The sequence below is a fragment of the Microvirga sp. GCM10011540 genome (assembly GCF_042650665.1).
GTDB classification, from domain to species: domain Bacteria; phylum Pseudomonadota; class Alphaproteobacteria; order Rhizobiales; family Beijerinckiaceae; genus Microvirga; species Microvirga lenta.
In genome coordinates, this window is record NZ_JBHSBQ010000005.1 from 345,433 (window position 1) to 364,077 (window position 18,645).

An 18,645-nucleotide genomic window follows, 5' to 3' on the forward strand; every position below is an offset into this window, starting at 1 on the left:
GCGCGTTCGTCGGCTTCGCCGCGCCGCGATCAGAGAAGTCTCATGGATGCGGTCTACACCGCCGGATCCCTGCCCATCGCGGCGGACGACCGTGCCACCAAGGTCATGGCGACCCGGCTGACGATCTTCGGATTCGTAGTCATCGACGAGGTCCAGGCCGACGGCACCACCCGGCGACTCCGTCCGTCGGAGGCCATCCACGCCTCGACGGAGCGCCCCTGGCGCATTTCCAAGCTCACCAGCCGCTACATGGTGGACGACAGCCTCCCGGCGTCCGACCGGGACCTCTTCGCCGCCCAGCAGGCCTGAGACCCTCGCCTTCGCCGCAATCGGCCCTAGAACATCCTTCGCCTGCCGGTTCGTGTTCGGCAGGCGAAGCTCAGGGTCCCGGCGATGCATCTGGTTCAACTCCTCCTGCCCCTCGCGGACAACGACGGCCGCCGCTTCGACGGCGCCGCCTATGGGCGCGTGCGCGCCGAGCTGGCGGAGCGGTTCGGCGGCATCACGAGCTTCACCCGGGCGCCGGCGGAAGGCGTCTGGAAGGAGGGCGGCCACACGTCCCACGACGACATCGTCGTTTTCGAGGTCATGGCGCGCGAGCTCGATCATTCCTGGTGGGAGGACTACAGGGCCGAGCTCGAGCGGCGGTTCGACCAGGAAACCATCGTCGTACGGGCCCTCAAGGTCGAGATGCTCTAGCGAGGAACCGGGACGGCATCGCTTCGCTTGTCATCGCAAGAACGGAGAAGCCTGATGTCGAAACCTCTCGTCGTGTCCATTCCCCACAATCTCGGCAAAGCGGAAGCCATGCGACGCCTGCAGGGAGGCCTGACGCGCCTCAAGTCGCAGTTCGGGGACAAGGTCGCCTCCGTGGAGGAAACGTGGAGCGGGGACCGCATGGATTTTCGCGTCGGCGCCATGGGGCAGTCGATCAACGGTCATCTTCAGGTTTTCGAAGAACAGGTGAAGGTTGAAGTCCAATTGCCGTGGCTTTTGGCTATGGTTGCTGAAAAAGCGAAGAACTTTATCCAGAAACAAGGCACGTTGATGCTGGAAAAGAAGTGATCGACTCTGTTCTTGTGAACAGATGCTCACAAGACCGCGCGCAGATGGAACCAAATTGCATCCTCTGCGTTAGATAGTCGATTGCGACCGCGACCCTTCGCTGGTCCGATTCACAAAACTAGCCACATTCATCGCCGCGGACCGTATTTTCTGTCCGATCGTGACAACACATCTGTACCTGAGGATCGCGCTATGCATGAGCGTTTGATAACGCAGTCGCATGCCCTTCGTTCGCCTTTTAAGGCCGAGTCAAAAAAGCCTCTCCTCGTTTGCTTCTCTCACCTTCGCTGGGATTTCGTCTGGCAACGCCCGCAACATCTCCTCAGCCGTGCAGCAAATCACTACGACGTCCTCATCATCGAGGAGCCGGTCTTCAAGCCCGGGATCACCTCCCACATGGACATCAGCGATCGGCCGCAGGGCGTGACCGTCGCCGTGCCGATGCTGCCTGAAGGGCTGTCCCCCGAGGATGTGATCGCCGAACAGCACGATCTGATCGAAGCCCTGATCGGGCGCGAATCCAGCGCTCTGCGCGTGTTCTGGTACTATACGCCCATGGCGATCGCATTCACGAGCGACCTCGAATGCGACCTGTGCATCTACGACAACATGGACGAGCTTTCGCTGTTCCGCGGCGCTTCGCAGGAACTCCTCGATCTGGAGAACGACCTGTTCACCCGCGCCGATCTCGTGTTCACCGGCGGCATGAGCCTGTACGAGGCCAAGCGCAACCGGCACCGCAGCGTCCACGCCTTTCCGTCCTCCATCGACTTCAATCATTTCTCCAAGGCGCGCGGCGTCAAGCAGGATCCAAGCGATCAGGCGCATATTCCCTATCCGCGCCTCGGCTTCTTCGGCGTCATCGACGAGCGCATGGACATCGATCTCGTGGATCAGGTCGCCGCCCTGCGCCCCGATTGGCAGTTCGTGATGATCGGCCCGGTGGTGAAGATCGATCCCGCCACTCTGCCCAAACGGCCCAATATTCACTGGCTCGGCGGCAAGTCCTACAACGAGCTGCCGCAGTACCTGTCCGGCTGGAGCATCGGCTTCATGCCGTTCGCCCTCAACGAGGCGACGAAGTTCATCAGCCCGACGAAGACGCCCGAATTCCTGGCCGCCGGCGTGCCCGTCGTCTCGACCGCGATCACCGACGTGGTGCGGCCTTACGGCGAGAAGGGTCTCGTCGAGATCGCCAGGAGCGCTCAGGAGGCCGTGGAGAAGGTCGAGACGATCCTGAACCGGCCGAAGGAGGCGTGGCTCGCCAAGGTCGACCGCCATCTCGCGTCCGGCTCCTGGGACAAGACCTGGGCTTCCATGCACAAGCTGATGCTGGACGTGACCGGCGATGCGATCACGGATCGCCCCGCTTCCTCGCTTCCGATTTATGCCACCACGCCTGCGGAGTAAGCGAATGTACGATTGGCTGATTGTCGGTGCCGGCTTCGCGGGCAGCGTTCTTGCCGAACGCCTTGCGAACGAGCGCAACGAGCGCGTTCTCCTGATCGACAGGCGCCCCCATATCGGCGGCAATGCCTACGATTGCTACGACGATGACGGGCTTCTGATCCATCGTTATGGTCCGCACATCTTCCACACCAATTCGAAGCAGATCTTCGATTACCTGTCCCGCTTCACCGAATGGCGCTTCTACGAGCACCGGGTGCTGGCGGAGGTGGACGGAATGCTCGTGCCGATTCCGATCAACCTCGACACGGTCAACAAGCTCTACAACCTCAACCTGACCTCTGAGCAGTTGCAGGACTGGTTCGCCGAGCGGGCCGAGAAGGTGGACGAGATCAGGACGTCCGAGGACGTGGTGGTCTCCACGGTCGGCCGCGAATTGTACGAGAAGTTCTTCCGCGGCTATACCCGCAAGCAGTGGGGCCTCGATCCGTCGGAGCTCGACAAGTCGGTGACGTCCCGCGTTCCGACCCGCACCAACAGGGACGATCGCTATTTCGGCGACGAGTTCCAGTTCATGCCGAAGCACGGCTACACGCGCATGTTCGAGAAGATGGTGAGTCATCCGAACATCAACGTGATGACGCAGACGGACTACGAGGACGTGAAGAACGTCGTCCCCCATCGCCGCGTCATCTATACGGGCCCGATCGACGAGTACTTCGATTTCCGGTTCGGGAAGCTGCCTTATCGCTCGCTGCGCTTCGAGCATGTGACGCTCGACAAGGCATGGCACCAGCCCGTGGGCGTGGTGAACTATCCGCAGACGAACGATTACACCCGGATCACGGAGTACAAGCACCTGACGGGCCAGGAGCACACGAAGACCGCCCTGACCTACGAGTACCCTTCCGCCGAAGGCGACCCCTACTACCCGATTCCGAAGCCGGAAAACCAGGAGCTCTTCAAGAAATACGAGCGCCTCGCCCTGGCGACGCCGGACGTGTGGTTCGTCGGCCGTCTCGCGACCTATCGCTACTACAACATGGACCAGATCGTCGGGCAGGCCCTCGCCACGTTCCGGCGCATCAACGAAGCCCTTCCGGTCAGCGCCGATACGGCTGATGTCAAAGTCATGACCGCTTCGGCGGCGCTGGCGTCATAGTCGAAACGTCATCGAACAAATCCGCGCTAAGTATGTTGTAAGTCGCACTTTGTAATAGCTCGGAGATGGATGATGAGAGAACCGTTGGAGCTTTGGGGCGGAATCGAATGTACTATCGCAAGAATAGGCGATGACTTCCGCGACCAAAGCCTCGAGACGGGACATCGCGACCGGATCGAGGATCTCGACCGGATCGCAGCCCTCGGTATACGGACAGTTCGGTATCCGGTGCTCTGGGAGGCCATCTCACCCTCCTCTCCGGACGAGGCGGATTTCTCCTGGCACGACACGCGCATCGCCCGGCTGCAGGAACTCGGCATCCGGGCGATTGCCGGCCTTTGCCACCACGGCAGCGGGCCGAGCTATACCGACATGCTCGATCCGGCCTGGCCGGAGCTGCTGGCCCGTCACGCGGCCAACGTGGCGGAGCGCTATCCGCACCTCGATCTCTACACGCCCGTCAACGAACCCCTGACCACGGCCCGGTTCTCGGGGCTCTACGGCCATTGGTATCCGCACGGCACGAGCGACGAGACGTTTCTCAAGATCCTGGTGAACGAGTGCAAGGCGACGCTTCTGTCCATGCGCGCCATCCGCAAGTTCCGGCCCGATGCCCAGCTCGTCCAGACGGACGACATGGGCAAGACCTTCTCCACCCCCACGCTCGCCTACCAGGCCGAGCACGAGAATCAGCGCCGCTTCCTCAGTTTCGACCTGCTCTGCGGCATGGTCGACCGCGACCATCCCTGGTGGCCAATTTTCCTCAAGAACGGCGTGGATCAGGCCGATCTCGAGCTTCTGCTGGAGGGCGATGCCGCGCCGGACATCATCGGCATCAATCATTACCTCACCAGCGAGCGCTACCTCGACGAGCGCATGGCCCGCTATCCCGAGCACCATTGGGGCGGCAACGGCAGGCACCGATATGCGGATGCCGAGGCCGTTCGCATGCCCTTGCCGCCCGAGGATCTCGGCCCCGCCGCCCGGCTGCGTGAGGTCTGGGAACGCTACCGGCGGCCCATGGCCGTCACCGAGGCCCATCACGGCAGCACCCGCGACGACCAGCTCCGCTGGCTCGTGGAAGTGTGGAAAGGTGTCGAGGCCCTGCGCGACGAGGGGGCCGACATCCGCGCCGTGACGGTCTGGTCGCTCTTCGGCGCCGTCGACTGGAACAGCCTGCTGACCAGGCGCAACGGCTTCTACGAGCCGGGACCCTTCGACGTGCGGGCTCCCGAGCCCCGGCGCACGGCTCTGGCTCATGCGGCCGAGGCGCTCGCCAAGACGGGCTCGTTCGATCACCCGGTTCTCGACCGTGCCGGCTGGTGGAAGCGCGACATCCGCTTCTATCGTCCGCCGGCACGGAAATCGAATGCCTGCCGCCTCGTCGGCGCGCCGCGCCAGCTCCTGATCACGGGTGCCACCGGAACCCTCGGGCGCGCCTTCTCCCGCCTCTGCGATTTCCGCGGCCTCGACCACACCCTGCTCTCCCGCAACGACATGAACATCGCGGATCCGGCAAGCGTAAAGGCCGCTCTCGCCTGCCACAGGCCCTGGGCGGTCATCAATACGGCCGGCTACGTGCGGGTCGCACAGGCCGAGGACGAGCCCGAACGCTGCTTTCGCGAGAATGCGGTCGGCGCCCATGTCCTGGCGCAGGCCTGCGCCGATCTCGGCATTCCCCTTGTGACCTTCTCCTCCGACCTCGTCTTCGACGGTTCGCTGGACCGCGCCTATGTGGAAAGCGACGAGGTCAATCCCACGACCGTCTATGGGGCCAGCAAGGCCGAGGCGGAGCGCCTCGTCCTGTCGGCCCACGACAAGGCCTTGGTCATTCGCACGAGCGCCTTCTTCGGCCCCTGGGACCGCTACAACTTCGTCTGGTCGATCCTGAACACCCTGAGCCGCGGCGAGGCGGTGGAGGCCAGCGCAGACAGCGTCTCTCCCACTTACGTGCCGGATCTCGTGAATACGTCCCTCGACCTGCTGATCGACGGCGGCACCGGCCTCTGGCACATGGCCAATCTCGGGGAAACCTCCTGGCGCGACCTGGCCGCCATGGCGGCCGAGCGGGCGGGGTTCGATCCAGCCCTCGTGGCGGCGGCGGAAGACAGGCCTACCTTCAGCACGGCCCTCTCCACCGAACGCGGCATCCTCATGCCGAGCCTGGAGAGCGCCCTCGATCGGTTCTTCGCCGAGAACGAGGTCGATTGGTCGGCAGATGCCATGAAGCTCGCGGCCGAGTAATCCCGCACCCGAACCCGCTTCGGCAGGAAAAGCGATGGCCGGTCTCCGCCGGCCATTTTTCTTACGCGTAAAAAAGCGGCGCAGGGTTTTCCCTGCGCCGCTCGCGTTTGGAAACGAAGGGAGCCTCAGGCCGCCGCTTCGGCTGCCCGCACGGCCTCTTCGAGACGGGGCGACCGCGATTCCACGGCGAGCTCCGTCAGGGCGTCCAGCAGCATCGTCGCGGTGGGATCGGCCATCGGCTCGTCCCGAAGCAGGCGCAGCGTGGAGGCGACGAGGCGTCCGCGTCCGTAGGAGCGTTCCACGCCCAGGGCCACCGGCTTGTGGATCCAGCCGACCACGAGGCCTGCGAAGACGCGGGCCTGGAAGTCGAGCAGGTTGCAGCCCGAAATCACGTGGTCGGGCAGCACCCGGTCCATGGTCTCGTCGAGGAGCGGGCCGGAGGGGAAGCGGGCGAAATGGCCCGAGCGCCTCAGCCAGCCGAAGGAGGAGGCCCAGTCGCCCGACCAGAGGGTGCCGGCGCGGGCCTGTACCTTCACGGCCTGCCAGTGCGGGAAGAACGGATAGAGGCTCATGTCCTCCTCAGGCAGGAGCAGGAGCTTCGCGCCCTGGCGCACGTGGTCCACGATCGCCTTGTTGTGGGTGCGCGAGACGATCATCGTCGATTCCTCGAGCGCACGGGCCGGGGTGTAGCCCAGGGCCCGGAACCGCTCGCGGATGTCCTCGTCCGGCGCCCAGACCAGCTCGCGCGAGTAGACCGGCCGGCCGCGCTTCGGGTGTATCGCCAGGTCGAAGTGGTTGTGCGAGATCAGGCGCCCGTCGGACGAGCGGATGTCGAAGCTGATGCGGCGGAGATCCGGCTCGCTCATCTCCGGCAGCGGCACCTCCACCCGGCCGAGATCGAGCACGTGGGGAGCCTCGATGCGCGGAAGGGGCAGGCGCTGCGTCTCGCCGCAGATGCTGATCTCGAGCTGGCAATCCTCCAGGACCGGACCGGCGCCGTGGGCGATGGAAAGGTGAAGGCCCGCCTTCTCGCCGGACCAGTAGGAGGCACGCTCCCATTTGGGCACGATCACCGTGTCCGAGTTGACGATGTGGAAGAGCTCGTGGAACACGCGGGTGTTGCGGCGCATGTCGAGAAGCCCGTTCGACTCCCAGTGGCAGTCGTGCAGCTCGGTGATGACGTAGCCCGCCAGGTTCGGCTTCCGGCGCATCGCCTCGATTTCGTATTTCAGCGCGCGGAACTGCTGCCACTGCGCGGCGATGACGAAGCGGCGGAGGTCGCCGAAGACGCGGTCCAGACTCCAGTCGGAGAAGCGGTTCTCGACCCCGTGGGCGTACATCACGCCCTCGCCCCAGTCGTGGCCGGTCTCGAACCACCACGGCTCCTCGCCCTTCGCGTCGCGCAGGTCCTTCGGATAGGGCAGGCCCCAGTTGCCGAACTCTGAGCACATGAGCGGCTCGCGCCCCGTGATCACCGCATCCCCATGCGGCGAGTAGAGCCAGGAGGCGCGGTTCGACAGTTCGTCCACGAACTGGTCCCACTGGTCCCGGTGGTCGGGATAGGCGGCGTAGAAGTGATAGTCCGCGATGTCGGATTCCACGTGGAAGCTCGGCGCGAGCGGCGAGTTGTCGACCACGAGGCGCATCGGATCGTAGGCCTTGAGCCAGGCGAAGGTGCGCTTCAGCCAGTCGCGGTGATCCGCGTCGTTGACGAGGTCGACGCCCCAGTTTTCGTTGATGATCGTCCAGATGATGATGGACGGGTGGTTCACGTCGCGGTCGACGATGCCCTTCAGGAGCTTTTCCTTGCGTCCGCGGGAGCGGTCCGTCGCCATGCCGCCGTTGGGAAGCTCCGTCCAGATGAGCATGCCCATGCGGTCGGCGACGTCGTAGTAACGCGGGTCGGCCGCCTTGATGTGGCAGCGCAGGCAGTTGAGGCCGAGCTCCTTCGCCTTGCGGAACTGGTCCTCCAGGAACTCCACCGAGGGTACGGTGCAGATCGTGTCCGGGTAGTAGTCCTGGTCGAGCGCGGCGCGCAGGTAGAGCGGCTCGCCGTTGAGGTAGAACTTGCCGTTGCGGGTTTCGATGGTGCGGAAGCCGAACCGGTCCGTGATCTCGTCCTTCACCTCGCCGTCCCGGATGAGTTCCAGGCGAACCTCGTACAGGTTCGGCTCGTCCGGCGACCAGGATTTGACGTCGGCGACCGTGAATTCGAACGGCATGCTGGTCACGCCGACCTGCGTCTCGTGCATCTCGTCGAGAACGACCTCGCCGGACGGGCCGCGAACCTCGATGCGGATCTGCGTCGCGCTGGTGAGCGGTCGGGCGAAGAACACGCCCGACGTCACCCGGCCCGTCTCCCGGTTGGGGACCAGGCGAACCCGGCTCATGTGGTCGGTGATGCGCCGCTCGAGGTAGACGGACTGCCAGATGCCCGACAGGGGGCCGTACCAGCTCTGCTTGCCGAACGGGATTTCAGCGAAGGGCGAATCCGGGAACTCGGCCGGGTTGTCGGTCGGCGAGTCGACGCGCACCTTGATCTCGTTGGGACCGGGCTTGAGGAAGCTCGTCACGTCGAAGGAGAAGGGCAGGAAGCCGCCTTCGTTCGTGCCGACCTGCTCGCCGTTGATGAAGACCCGCGAGTTGTGGAACACCGCGCCGAAGCGCAGCCATATGGTGTCGTGCAGCCACTCTTCCGCGATCTCGATCGTCCGGCGGTAGATGCCGATGCCGGCACGCATGCGAAGGTCTGAAAACTGAGCCTGCCAGGGACTTGGCACGACGATCTGGCGAACTTCGGCCGGGCCTGACAGCCGGTCATCCGCCACGTGCAAAAATTCCCAGGTTCCATCCAGGCTGATGCGATTGTCGTGCATGACAACTCCTTGAATCAGGGATTACCCAAGGGCGTCCAAAACGGCGAAAACATGGCTGAGGGGCGAAGATCGCGCAGCGGCGCGCGGCCTGCATCATCGCGCCGCGTCTGCTCCTCTTCGGTCGGTCCAACCATAGGCCCCTCGTCCCTGAACATAGTTTATGTAGCCCGTTCCGAAACAACGGCCAGGAACGATCTTGGATCCAGCCGACCGGGGCGATGGCGGACGATTTCCTGAAGCGGAAGACCGGCCGAAGATCGGCGGGGATCAGGAACCCCCTTTCCGATCTGGCGTTCCCCTCACACAGCCGAGCCTCCCGGCTCGCCCCATCCTGCTTTTTCAATGAGGCTCATATGCGCAAAATCGTTCCTGATGATCGTTCCCGGCAAGGGGCGTCCGGCCGCCCGGTCCTGGGCGTTCTGATCGGCGCTCTGGCCCTCCTCGCCGTGATCGGCGCCGGCTACATGATCTGGGTCGGCGCGACCTCTCCCGACAATCCGAGCCAGGAGGCATCCCGCGAGGCGGTGACCGGCTCCCCGTCCGGCGCGGGAGCCAACCCGACGGATCGGATCTCTCCGGCCAACCCGGCCTATCCGGTGCCGGCGGAGCCTTCGGCGACGGGCGCGACCAACCAGTAAGATAGTTTTCCCTTGCGGAAGCGGCCGGGAACGATGTTGTTCATCGCTCCCGGCTTTTTCTTGCCTTGCGCCTGACGGGCGGCGAGTTTTCGCCTCAATGATTCGCATAACCGGCCCGCGAGGGTTTGCGACGAGGCGGACTGAATGACGACTTCCGGAATGCGGCGGCTCCTCGGGGCCGCCTTGGTCACGTTGGGCCTCGCGGCAGGCGGCTTCGCCGCTGCGCAGCAGGCTCCCGCTCCCGTAGCGCCTCCGCCACCCGCGCAGACCCAGCCTCAGACGCCGCCCGCAGCAACCCCGCCGGCCGCCGCCGCGGAGGCTCCGGCGCTCTCCGCCGACACGCGGCAGGCCCGCGCCCGGCTCGACGGGTACAAGGCCGATCTCGACCAGAAGGAGCTCGCCCTCGAAGGCCGTGTCCTGTCGGACGCGGACCTCCAGAACCTCCGCCAGCAGATCGAGCCCATGATCGCCGACATCCGGGCGGTCATCGACGAGCAGGCCCCGAGGCTCGAGACCAGCCGGGCGCGGCTGGCCCAGCTCGGGCCGAAGCCGAAGGAGGGCGAGCCCGAGGAAAGCGCCGACGTAGCCCGGGACAGGAGCGAGCGCGAGGCCGCCGTGGCCGAACTCGACGAGACCCAGCGGCTCGGACGCGCCCGCCTCGTCCAGGCCGAGCAGCTCATCACGAAGATCAGCGATCAGCGCAGGGCCGGTTTCACCCGTGCGCTCTTCGCGCAGAGCGAGGGTCTCCTCAGCCCGGATCTGTGGATGGACGCAATCCACGCCATCCCGCGCGAGCTGCGGGCGCAGCGGATCACCTTCTCCGACACCCTCGGTCAGCTCCAGCGCAACACCACCCTCGGCGTTCTCCTGATCCTCGGCCTCGCGGTCGGCGTCGGCATCGCTCTCTATGCGGGACGGCGATCCCTCGCCCCCCGGGTGGTGAGGCGGGATCCGTCGATCACCGAGCCGACCCGCCGCCGTCGCCTGCTGGCGGCTCTCGGCGTCCTGCTGCTCGGGGCGATCCCGGCGATTGCCGGAAGCTGGATCGTCTGGGTGGCTTTCAATTCCGCCGACATCTTCCCGCCTCGCCTGGAGCAGGTGGTCGGGACGCTCCTGCGCGGCATCGCCTTCATCGCCTTCGTCCGCGCGCTGATCGACGCGGTTCTCGCGCCGGAGCGGCCGTCCTGGCGGCTCATTCCGGTTGCGGACGCCTCCGCGGCGCGGATCATGAGCTTCTCCGTGACGCTCGCGACGGTCATGGTCGTCGGCAAGGTGTTCGACTCCTTCAACCAGGCCATCGCGGCGGCCCTGCCGATCACGGTCATCACCCGCGCGGTCTTCGCGCTCGCCTCGGCCCTGATCTTCGCCGAGCTGCTGCGCCGGTTCGCCGCGAGAGCGAGCCGCGAGGAGGCCTGCCTCGGACCCTACGTGCCGCAGGAGGTGGATGTCGGCGGGCCGATCCGGACATTGGGCTGGTTCGTCGTCGCGCTCATCGTCGGCAGCGTGCTCGGCGGCTATGTGGCGCTGGCCTCCTTCCTGGTCGATCAGGTGGTCTGGATCTCGATCATCCTGGCCCTTCTGATCCTCGCCATCGCCCTGGCCGACGAGTTCATCGCCGGATCCCTGAGGGGGGAGAGCCGCATCGCCACGACGCTTCAGGCGAATACGGGTCTGCGCCGCCGCTCCCTCGAACAGATCGGCGTTCTGGGCAGCGGTGTCGCCCGTCTGTGCCTCATCATCATGGCGGGTCTGCTGGTGCTGGCGCCCTGGGGCATCGAATCCACCGATCTGGTCGGGTCCCTGAGAGCCGTGTTCTTCGGGTTCAGCGTCGGCGACGTGACCATCTCCCTGTCGGCGATCCTGATCGCGGCCCTGCTCTTCACGGTCGGCGTCATCGTCACGCGGCTGATCCAGCGCTGGCTCGACAATACCTTCCTGCCGGCCACCGATCTCGATGCGGGCCTGCGCAACTCGATCCGCACGGCGGCAGGATATGTGGGCTTCATCGCGGCCACGGTGGTGTCCTTCACCTATCTGGGCCTCAGTCTCGAGCGGCTGACCATCGTCGCAGGCGCCCTTTCGGTCGGCATCGGTTTCGGCCTTCAATCCATCGTCAACAACTTCATCTCGGGCCTGATCCTGCTCTGGGAGCGGCCGATCCGCGTGGGCGATCTCGTGGTGGTGGGCGACGGGGAGGGCTATGTGCGCCGGATCAACGTCCGCTCGACGGAGATCCAGACCGGAGACCGCTCGACCCTGATCGTGCCGAACTCGAATCTCATCTCCGGCATCGTCCGCAACCGGGTCCGCAACGACCGGGTAGGGCGCGTGCTGGTGTCGGTTCCGGTCCCACGCGCCACCTCGGACCCAGACCAGGTGGCGGAGATCATGCGTCGTGCCGCGCTCGCCCATCGCGAGGTCATGAGCGAGCCGCCGCCGCGGGTGTTCTTCAAGAAGGCGACCGAGAACACGATCGACTTCGACCTGATCTGCTTCGTCGACGACATCGACGCCACCGGGCGGGTGTCGAGCGACCTCTACTTCGACATCTTCCGCGAGCTGAGGAAGATCGGCGCGCCGCCGGCGGCCCCTGCAGCATCCGAGGAGGAGGATCCCGACGGGAAGGCCCCCAAGAGCAGGGATTACGAGGATGAAGCCTTAACCCTTCTCAAGGATAAGTCTTCCGTATGAAACACCTCGCCCTCACCGGACTCGCCGTGCTCGGTCTTGCGGCCTGCCAGAGCCAGCCGCGCCCCGTCGCCAACCGGACGCCCAGCTTCTATCTCTCGATGGCCAAGGCCGACGCGGTGGTGGATGCGGCGGCGGCGCGGGACATGATCAGCGCCTACCGCCGGAACAACGGCCTCGGGCCGCTGACCATCGACCCCGACCTGCAGGCGGCGGCGGAAGCGGAGGCCAATGCCATGGCAGGGGCCGACAAGCCGAGCTCCGCCGACGCCCTGAAGGCCCGCCTCGCCGCGTCGGGCTTCAAGGCTCCGGCGGCCAATCTCTCCGCCGGCTACCATACGGTGGCGGAAGCCTTCTCGGGCTGGCGGGAAAGCCCCCAGCACAACAGGGTGCTGCTCGACCCGCGCGCGACCCGGATCGGCATCGCGACGGCCTACCGGCCGAACTCGAAATACAAGGTGTACTGGGTGCTGGCCGTCGCGGCGGATTCCTGAAACGCTCCCGCGTTCATGCTTGGCCGTTGACGCTGCGTCCGCGCAACGCTATAGCCGCGCCATGGTCATGACCCGCCAGCATTCGTCGCGACGCCGCGCCTTCTTCAAGGCTGGTTCGGTGACGCGCGCTTAAAGGGCAACCTCCCTCGTCGACATACCGAAACCGGCCGCTGGAGCGGTTGGTCCCTGTCGGCCCGAGCCTCCGGCCCCCTTCCTTCCGGAGACCTCCCATGTACGTCCATCCCGCCTTCAAAGCCGATCCCGACGCCAGCGCCGCCTTCCTCGCCGAGCGCGGCTTCGGCACCCTTGTCGCCGCCGGGGACGGATTTCCCGTCGCCGTCCATGTGCCGTTCCTGTTCGCCCCGTCCGGGACGGGTGGAGTGATCGAGCTGCATGTGGCCCGCGCCAATTCCATCCATGAGACCATCGCCGCAAATCCGCGCGTTCTCGTCGCCTGCACGGGCCCCGACGCCTATGTTTCGCCCGACTGGTACGGCTCGGCGAACCAGGTCCCGACCTGGAACTACGTCGCCGTCCATGCGGTGGGGCGGGCCCAGCTCATGGACAAGGACTGGCTGCCCGGGCACCTGGAGCGCCTGTCCGCGAAATTCGAGGCCTGGTATCCCAAGAAGCCGTGGACATCGGGGGCCGTGGACCGGCAGCGGCTCGCCGCCATGATGAATGCGATTGTCGGGATCACCGTCGAGGTGGAGGATGTCCAGGGCAACTGGAAGCTCGGGCAGCACAAGGGCAGGGACGATCATGAGGGAGCCGTCGCCGGATTGCGTGCGCAGAACGATCCCGCCGCAACGGCGGTGGCCGACCTCATGGACCGGGCGCGGGGGATCGGCCGTGTCTGAACAAAGGCTTGGCCGGGGAATTATCCCAAACATGGTCTTCAGGTAGTCCAGTCATGTGGTTGGTGCGACTCTACTCCCGTGTTCTCGGCCAGCTCGGCTCCGACCTGCGCCTCGGAGCCCTCCTGGCGCTCGCCAATGTGGCGCTCGCCATCTCGGCCTTTGCCGAGCCGATCCTGTTCGGGCGCATCATCGACGTCCTGACCGGGGCCCAGATCCCCGGCCGTCCGCCGATCACCCTGTCGGTCCTGATGCCCCTGATCCTGGCCTGGATCGCCTTCGGTTTCTTCACGATCGGGGCAGGGGTTCTCGTCGCGCTCCATGCCGACCGGCTGTCCCACCGCCGCCGCCTCGCGGTGGTGGCGAACTATTTCGAGCACGTCCTGGAACTGCCCCTGGCGTTCCACACCTCGACCCATTCCGGCCGCGTCCTCAAGGTCATGCTGGAGGGGTCGAACGGCATGGCCTGGCTCTGGCTGGGCTTCTTCCGCGAGCACCTCTCGGCCCTCGTCGCCCTCGGCGTCCTGCTTCCCCTGACGGTCTTCCTCAACTGGCGCCTCGGCCTGCTCCTCGTGGGCCTCGTCGTCGTCTTCACGATTCTCACCGCGATCGTGGTGCGCAAGACCGAGAGCCTGCAGGGCTCCGTAGAGCGCTACCATTCGAGCCTGGCGGAGCACGCCTCGGACGCGCTGGGCAACGTGCCGGTGATCCAGTCCTTCACCCGGGTCGAGGCGGAGACCCGCTCGCTGCGGACCATCATACAGCAGCTGCTCCAGGCCCAGAACCCGGTCCTGTCCTGGTGGGCCATCGCATCCGTGGCGTCCCGGGCGGCGGCGACCATCACGGTCACGGCGATCTTCCTGGTCGGCACGTGGCTCCACCTCAACGGCCTTGCCACCATCGGCGAGGTGGTGATGTTCATGAGCCTCGCCACCATGCTGATCGGGCGGCTGGAACAGGCGGTGAGCTTCGTCAACCAGCTCTTCATGCAGGCGCCGAAGATGGCGGAGTTCTTCGAGATCCTGGACACCGCCCCCGCCGTCCACGACCGCCCGAACGCCAAGAACGTGGAGCGCTTCGGAGGTGCCGTCGCCTTCGAGAACGTGAGCTTTTCCTATGACGGCAAGCGCTCCGCCGTGCAGGACGTGACCTTCGCCATCGCGCCCGGCGAGAACGTGGCGCTGGTGGGCTCCACGGGCTCGGGAAAATCCACCACGCTCGGGCTCCTGCACCGTGCCTTCGATCCGCAATCGGGCTGCATCCGCATCGACGGCGACGACATCCGCGACATCACGCTCTCGTCCCTTCGCCGCAACATCGGCGTCGTGTTCCAGGAACCGATGCTGTTCGCCCGCACCATTCGCGAGAACCTGCAGGTCGGCAAGCCGGACGCCACGGACGAGGAGATGATCGAGGCGCTGGAGCGGGCCCAGGCCATCGAGTTCATCTCCCGTCAGGCGGATGGTCTCGACACCGTCATCGGTGAGCGGGGCCGCTCCCTCTCCGGCGGCGAGCGCCAGCGCCTGTCCATCGCCCGCGCCCTGCTCAAGAACCCGCCGATCCTGATCCTGGACGAGGCGACGAGCGCCCTCGACGCCGCCACGGAGCAGAAGCTGCAGAAGGCCCTGGACGAGGTCATGAAGGGACGCACCACCTTCGTCATCGCCCACCGCCTCGCCACCATCCGCAACGCCGACCGCATCCTCGTCTTCGATCAGGGGCGCGTCATCGAAAGCGGCACCTTCGACGAACTCGTGGCGAAGGGCGGCCGGTTCGCGGAACTCGCCAGGGCCCAGTTCATGGCCTCCGAGGAGGGGCCCGCGCGAAAGAGGAAGCCGAGACTGGCTTCCGTGACCGAAGGGTGAGAAGCTTTCAGTCCTTCACAGGAGGGGATGTCCCATGGCACAGGCGACCCAGAAGCTGAACATTCCCGGATGGTCGGGATCGGCCTCCACCTCTCAGCGCAAGGTCAACGGCGTTCTCCTCCATTACGTCGAGGCCGGAGCCGCGGATGCTCCGCTCGTCATCCTCCTGCACGGCTTCCCCGATTTCTGGTGGGGCTGGCGGCTCCAGATCGGCCCGCTGGCCGATGCGGGCCTGCGGGTCGTGGCGCCGGATCAGCGCGGCTACAATCTCAGCGGCAAGCCCCTCGGCGTGCGCGCCTACGACCTCGACATCCTGGCGGCCGACATCGTCGCCCTCGCCGATTCTCTCGGCGCCTCGCGGTTTCGCCTCGTGGGGCACGATTTCGGCGGGATCGTCGCATGGCAGATCGCGATGCGGCACCCGGAGCGGGTGGAGCGCCTCGTCGTCATCAACGCGCCGCACCCGGACGTCTTCGGCTCATACCTGCTCCGGCATCCGACCCAGGTGATGCGCAGCCTCTATGCAGGCTTCTTTCAGCTGCCCCTGATGCCCGAGGCCACCCTGTCGGCGGGCAACTACGCCCTCCTGCGCCAGTCCCTCGTCGCCAGCAGCCAGAAGAACGTGTTCTCGTCCGCCGACCTCGATCGCTACGAGCGCGCCTGGGCCGAGCCGGGGGCGCTCACGGCCATGCTCAACTGGTACCGCGCGCTTCCGCGCAGGCCGGGCCGGAGGGATGCGCGGGTCTCGGTGCCGACGACGGTGATCTGGGGATTGCGCGACCGCTTTCTGGAGAAGGGGCTGGCGGACGAGAGCCTCGCGCGGTGCGACGACGGCCAGTTCATCGGCTTCGACCGGGCCTCGCACTGGGTGCATCTGGAAGAGGCGGCGGCGGTCAATGCCGCTCTCGCCGCCTCCCTGAAGCCTGAAGCTCGTCAGCCTTCCGCACCATCGCCAGGGGGGTGATCCTGAGCGCCGTGATCCGGTTGCGGGACTTGCGCAGCACCTGGAAGCGGAAGCCGTGGAAGGTGAAGATCTGGCCCGCGTCCGGGATCGCCTGCGCCTCGTGAATGACGAGGCCCGCGATGGTGGTGGCCTCCTCGTCCGGCAGGTTCCAGTCCATGGCCCTGTTGAGGTCGCGCACCGGCACGGAGCCGTCCACGTTCACCGAGCCATTGGGCTGCGGACGCACGCCCTGCACCGACAGGTCGTGCTCGTCCTTGATGTCGCCCACGATCTCCTCGAGGATGTCCTCCAGGGTCACGAGGCCCATCACCTCCCCGTATTCGTCCACCACGAGGGCGAAGTGGGTCTTCTTGGCGAGGAAGGCCTTGAGCTGGTCGCGCAGGGATGTCGTGTCGGGCACGAACCAGGTTTCGAGCGCGATGGCCTCCACCTTGAGCTTGCTCGCATCGCCGCCGACCGCGTCGAGCGCCCGGAGCAGGTCCTTGGCGTGCAGCAAGCCAACGATGTTCTCCTGGCTGCCGCGCCAGAGCGGCATGCGGGTATAGGGCGAGGACAGGACCTCGCGCACGATCTCCTCCGAGGACAGGTCGGCGTTGATGGTGCGCATCTTCGTGCGGTGGACCATCACCTCCGAGACGGTCAGGTCCTCCAGATCGAGGAGGCCGCCCAGCATGTCGCGCTCCACCTTGGCGACGCCGCCCTCCTTGTGCAGCAGGGCGACCTGGCCGCGGATCTCCTCGCTGGCGGAGAGGATCGGCGTGTTCTCGCCGATCCGGATGCCGAAGGGCCGCAGCATGAGCCGCACCATCCGCTCGATGGCGATGGCGAGGGGCCCCAACATCGCCACCACCCACGACATCGGCCGCGACATGAAGAGCGAGACCGTGTCGGGAGACGAGATGGCGATGGTCTTCGGCAGCACCTCGGCGAACACGATCACCAGCGCCGACATGATGATGGTGGCGTAGAGCGCGCCCTCGTCGCCGAAGAGCGCGACCAGGACGCTGGTCGCGAAGGCGGAGACGCCGATATTGACGATGTTGTTGCCGATCAGCACGGTGCCGATGAAGCGCTCGCGCATTTCGAGCAGGCGGTTCACCAGCTTGGCGCGCTTGTCGCCGCCTTTTTCCAGAACCAGCATGCGGGAGCGGGATGCGCCCGTGAACGCGGTCTCGCTCGCCGAAAAGAACGCCGAGAGAAGAAGACAGAAGACGACGACCAGGGCGGCCAGCCAGAGATCGCCGGAAGATTCTTCGATCATGATCGTGCTGCGCTGCTTTCACTCGTCAGGAAGGCCCGGACCTTGTCGATCCCGATGCCGGGGGCGATGAAGCTCTGCCCGATGCCCCGGGCAAGGATGAAGGTCAGGGCGCCGCCCTTCACCTTCTTGTCCTGCGCCATGGCGTCGAGAAGATCGTCGACCGTGCCGTATCCGCCGGGAACCTGGTTCAGGCGCGTGGGAAGTCCAGCGGCGGCGAGATGCGCCTCGACCCTTTCCGCGTCCGCCACCGGGCAGAGGCCGAGGGCGGCGGAGAAGCGGAAGGCCTGGGCCAGGCCGATGGCGACGCCTTCGCCATGGACCAGACGCCCGGAATCGTAGCGGGTGATCCGCTCCAGGGCATGGCCGAAGGTGTGGCCGAGATTGAGGAGCGCCCGGTCGCCGTCCTCCCTCTCGTCGCGAACCACCACGGCGGCCTTGGCCCGGCAACTCTGCGCCACGGCCTCGTCGCGCTCGGGTCCGCCTGCGAACACGCCCTGCCAGTTGGCCTCGCACCAGGCGAAGAAGGCGGCATCGTCGATGAGGCCGTATTTCACCACCTCCGCATAGCCTGCCCGCATTTCCCGCAAGGGCAGGGTGTCGAGCAGGGCGGTATCGGCCAGGACGAGGCTCGGCTGATGGAAGGCGCCGACGAGGTTCTTGCCGTGGCGCGAATTGATGCCGGTCTTGCCGCCGACGGAGGAATCGACCTGGGACAGGAGAGTGGTCGGCACCTGGACGAACCGCACGCCCCGGCGGACCACCGCGGCCGCGAAGCCGGCGAGGTCGCCCACGACGCCGCCGCCCAGGGCGACCACCAGGTCGCCCCGCTCGATCTTCGCCGCCAGAACCGCATCGCAGACCTGTTCCAGCGAGGCGTAGGACTTGGTGGCCTCGCCGGGAGCCACGGTGACGATGGCGGTGCGCAGGCCGTGCTGCCTCAGGGACGCCTCGAGAGCCTCGGCATAGAGGCGGCCGACATTCTCATCGGTCACGATGGCGGCTGCCCGGGCGCCGAGGGCCGCGATGCGCCGCCCGGCCTCGCCGACGAGGCCTCGCCCCACGAGGATGTCGTAGGCCCAGTCCCCGAGGGGAACGGGGATTGTGATGGATGCGTCGGGCATCCG

15 protein-coding genes are annotated in these 18,645 nt (G+C 66.1%); 12 read left to right on the plus strand and 3 right to left on the minus strand.

Going from position 1 to position 18,645, the window contains the following annotated elements; all coding sequences use genetic code 11:
* Positions 1 to 42 precede the first annotated feature (42 nt).
* From ACFOYU_RS02285 to ACFOYU_RS02310, 6 genes are all read left to right on the plus strand, one after another.
* Positions 43 to 309: a hypothetical protein gene (locus tag ACFOYU_RS02285; RefSeq protein ID WP_226737657.1), complete on the plus strand. Its 267-nt coding sequence runs from the start codon at positions 43 to 45 to the stop codon at positions 307 to 309.
* Between the two features lie 84 nt (positions 310 to 393).
* The gene (locus tag ACFOYU_RS02290) at positions 394 to 699 is read left to right on the plus strand and encodes a hypothetical protein (RefSeq protein ID WP_226737655.1); all 306 of its coding nucleotides are present in this window, start codon (positions 394 to 396) and stop codon (positions 697 to 699) included.
* Positions 700 to 753: 54 nt separating this feature from the next.
* Positions 754 to 1,065 (plus strand): polyhydroxyalkanoic acid system family protein, encoded by a 312-nt coding sequence (locus tag ACFOYU_RS02295; RefSeq protein ID WP_226737653.1) that lies wholly within the window; start codon positions 754 to 756, stop codon positions 1,063 to 1,065.
* A 396-nt stretch (positions 1,066 to 1,461) separates the two neighbouring features.
* Positions 1,462 to 2,475 (plus strand): glycosyltransferase, encoded by a 1,014-nt coding sequence (locus ACFOYU_RS02300; protein ID WP_226737650.1) that lies wholly within the window; start codon positions 1,462 to 1,464, stop codon positions 2,473 to 2,475.
* A 4-nt stretch (positions 2,476 to 2,479) separates the two neighbouring features.
* A complete protein-coding gene (gene glf / locus ACFOYU_RS02305) occupies positions 2,480 to 3,634 on the plus strand; it encodes a UDP-galactopyranose mutase (RefSeq protein ID WP_377032261.1) in 1,155 nt (384 codons plus the stop codon).
* A 72-nt stretch (positions 3,635 to 3,706) separates the two neighbouring features.
* Positions 3,707 to 5,878 (plus strand): family 1 glycosylhydrolase, encoded by a 2,172-nt coding sequence (locus ACFOYU_RS02310; RefSeq protein WP_377032262.1) that lies wholly within the window; start codon positions 3,707 to 3,709, stop codon positions 5,876 to 5,878.
* Positions 5,879 to 6,003: 125 nt separating this feature from the next.
* On the opposite strand, the gene ACFOYU_RS02315 is transcribed toward ACFOYU_RS02310, so the two are convergent.
* The gene (locus ACFOYU_RS02315) at positions 6,004 to 8,754 is read right to left on the minus strand and encodes a glycoside hydrolase family 2 protein (RefSeq protein WP_377032263.1); all 2,751 of its coding nucleotides are present in this window, start codon (positions 8,752 to 8,754) and stop codon (positions 6,004 to 6,006) included.
* A 353-nt stretch (positions 8,755 to 9,107) separates the two neighbouring features.
* Between ACFOYU_RS02315 and ACFOYU_RS02320 the strand changes: the two genes are divergently transcribed.
* From ACFOYU_RS02320 to ACFOYU_RS02345, 6 genes are all read left to right on the plus strand, one after another.
* Positions 9,108 to 9,392 carry a hypothetical protein gene (locus ACFOYU_RS02320; protein ID WP_226737642.1) on the plus strand — a complete coding sequence of 95 codons (285 nt, stop codon included), beginning with the start codon at positions 9,108 to 9,110 and terminating at the stop codon, positions 9,390 to 9,392.
* Between the two features lie 144 nt (positions 9,393 to 9,536).
* On the plus strand, positions 9,537 to 12,083 hold the full coding sequence (locus tag ACFOYU_RS02325) for a DUF3772 domain-containing protein (RefSeq protein ID WP_377032264.1): 2,547 nt from the start codon (positions 9,537 to 9,539) through the stop codon (positions 12,081 to 12,083).
* Positions 12,080 to 12,574 carry a CAP domain-containing protein gene (locus ACFOYU_RS02330; RefSeq protein ID WP_377032265.1) on the plus strand — a complete coding sequence of 165 codons (495 nt, stop codon included), beginning with the start codon at positions 12,080 to 12,082 and terminating at the stop codon, positions 12,572 to 12,574. Before ACFOYU_RS02325 ends, ACFOYU_RS02330 begins: the two co-directional genes overlap by 4 nt.
* A 230-nt stretch (positions 12,575 to 12,804) precedes the next feature.
* The gene (locus tag ACFOYU_RS02335; protein WP_377032266.1) at positions 12,805 to 13,434 is read left to right on the plus strand and encodes an FMN-binding negative transcriptional regulator; all 630 of its coding nucleotides are present in this window, start codon (positions 12,805 to 12,807) and stop codon (positions 13,432 to 13,434) included.
* A 53-nt stretch (positions 13,435 to 13,487) separates the two neighbouring features.
* Positions 13,488 to 15,296 carry a glucan ABC transporter ATP-binding protein/ permease gene (locus ACFOYU_RS02340; RefSeq protein ID WP_226737634.1) on the plus strand — a complete coding sequence of 603 codons (1,809 nt, stop codon included), beginning with the start codon at positions 13,488 to 13,490 and terminating at the stop codon, positions 15,294 to 15,296.
* Positions 15,297 to 15,330: 34 nt separating this feature from the next.
* Entirely contained in the window at positions 15,331 to 16,260 is a 930-nt protein-coding gene (locus ACFOYU_RS02345) for an alpha/beta fold hydrolase (RefSeq protein WP_377032267.1), read from the plus strand.
* Here the strand turns inward: ACFOYU_RS02345 and ACFOYU_RS02350 are convergent.
* Together ACFOYU_RS02350 and aroB are read right to left on the minus strand one after the other, a co-directional pair.
* Positions 16,190 to 17,521: an HlyC/CorC family transporter gene (locus ACFOYU_RS02350; protein ID WP_377032268.1), complete on the minus strand. Its 1,332-nt coding sequence runs from the start codon at positions 17,519 to 17,521 to the stop codon at positions 16,190 to 16,192. The two genes, ACFOYU_RS02345 and ACFOYU_RS02350, sit on opposite strands and share 71 nt — an antisense overlap.
* Positions 17,518 to 18,642 (minus strand): 3-dehydroquinate synthase, encoded by a 1,125-nt coding sequence (gene aroB / locus ACFOYU_RS02355; RefSeq protein ID WP_377032269.1) that lies wholly within the window; start codon positions 18,640 to 18,642, stop codon positions 17,518 to 17,520. The genes ACFOYU_RS02350 and aroB overlap by 4 nt, the downstream gene beginning before the upstream one ends.
* Positions 18,643 to 18,645 lie beyond the last annotated feature (3 nt).

Bases quoted from the DNA above. Each gene is read 5' to 3' on its own strand.
- ACFOYU_RS02345 (WP_377032267.1), top strand. From the start codon at position 15,331: ATGGCACAGGCGACCCAGAAGCTGAACATTCCCGGATGGTCGGGATCG.
- ACFOYU_RS02335 (WP_377032266.1), top strand. From the start codon at position 12,805: ATGTACGTCCATCCCGCCTTCAAAGCCGATCCCGACGCCAGCGCCGCC.
- ACFOYU_RS02285 (WP_226737657.1), top strand. From the start codon at position 43: ATGGATGCGGTCTACACCGCCGGATCCCTGCCCATCGCGGCGGACGAC.
- ACFOYU_RS02320 (WP_226737642.1), top strand. From the start codon at position 9,108: ATGCGCAAAATCGTTCCTGATGATCGTTCCCGGCAAGGGGCGTCCGGC.
- ACFOYU_RS02330 (WP_377032265.1), top strand. From the start codon at position 12,080: ATGAAACACCTCGCCCTCACCGGACTCGCCGTGCTCGGTCTTGCGGCC.
- ACFOYU_RS02295 (WP_226737653.1), top strand. From the start codon at position 754: ATGTCGAAACCTCTCGTCGTGTCCATTCCCCACAATCTCGGCAAAGCG.
- ACFOYU_RS02290 (WP_226737655.1), top strand. From the start codon at position 394: ATGCATCTGGTTCAACTCCTCCTGCCCCTCGCGGACAACGACGGCCGC.
- glf (WP_377032261.1), top strand. From the start codon at position 2,480: ATGTACGATTGGCTGATTGTCGGTGCCGGCTTCGCGGGCAGCGTTCTT.
- ACFOYU_RS02350 (WP_377032268.1), bottom strand. From the start codon at position 17,521: ATGATCGAAGAATCTTCCGGCGATCTCTGGCTGGCCGCCCTGGTCGTC.
- aroB (WP_377032269.1), bottom strand. From the start codon at position 18,642: ATGCCCGACGCATCCATCACAATCCCCGTTCCCCTCGGGGACTGGGCC.
- ACFOYU_RS02315 (WP_377032263.1), bottom strand. From the start codon at position 8,754: ATGCACGACAATCGCATCAGCCTGGATGGAACCTGGGAATTTTTGCAC.
- ACFOYU_RS02300 (WP_226737650.1), top strand. From the start codon at position 1,462: ATGGACATCAGCGATCGGCCGCAGGGCGTGACCGTCGCCGTGCCGATG.
- ACFOYU_RS02325 (WP_377032264.1), top strand. From the start codon at position 9,537: ATGACGACTTCCGGAATGCGGCGGCTCCTCGGGGCCGCCTTGGTCACG.
- ACFOYU_RS02340 (WP_226737634.1), top strand. From the start codon at position 13,488: ATGTGGTTGGTGCGACTCTACTCCCGTGTTCTCGGCCAGCTCGGCTCC.
- ACFOYU_RS02310 (WP_377032262.1), top strand. From the start codon at position 3,707: ATGAGAGAACCGTTGGAGCTTTGGGGCGGAATCGAATGTACTATCGCA.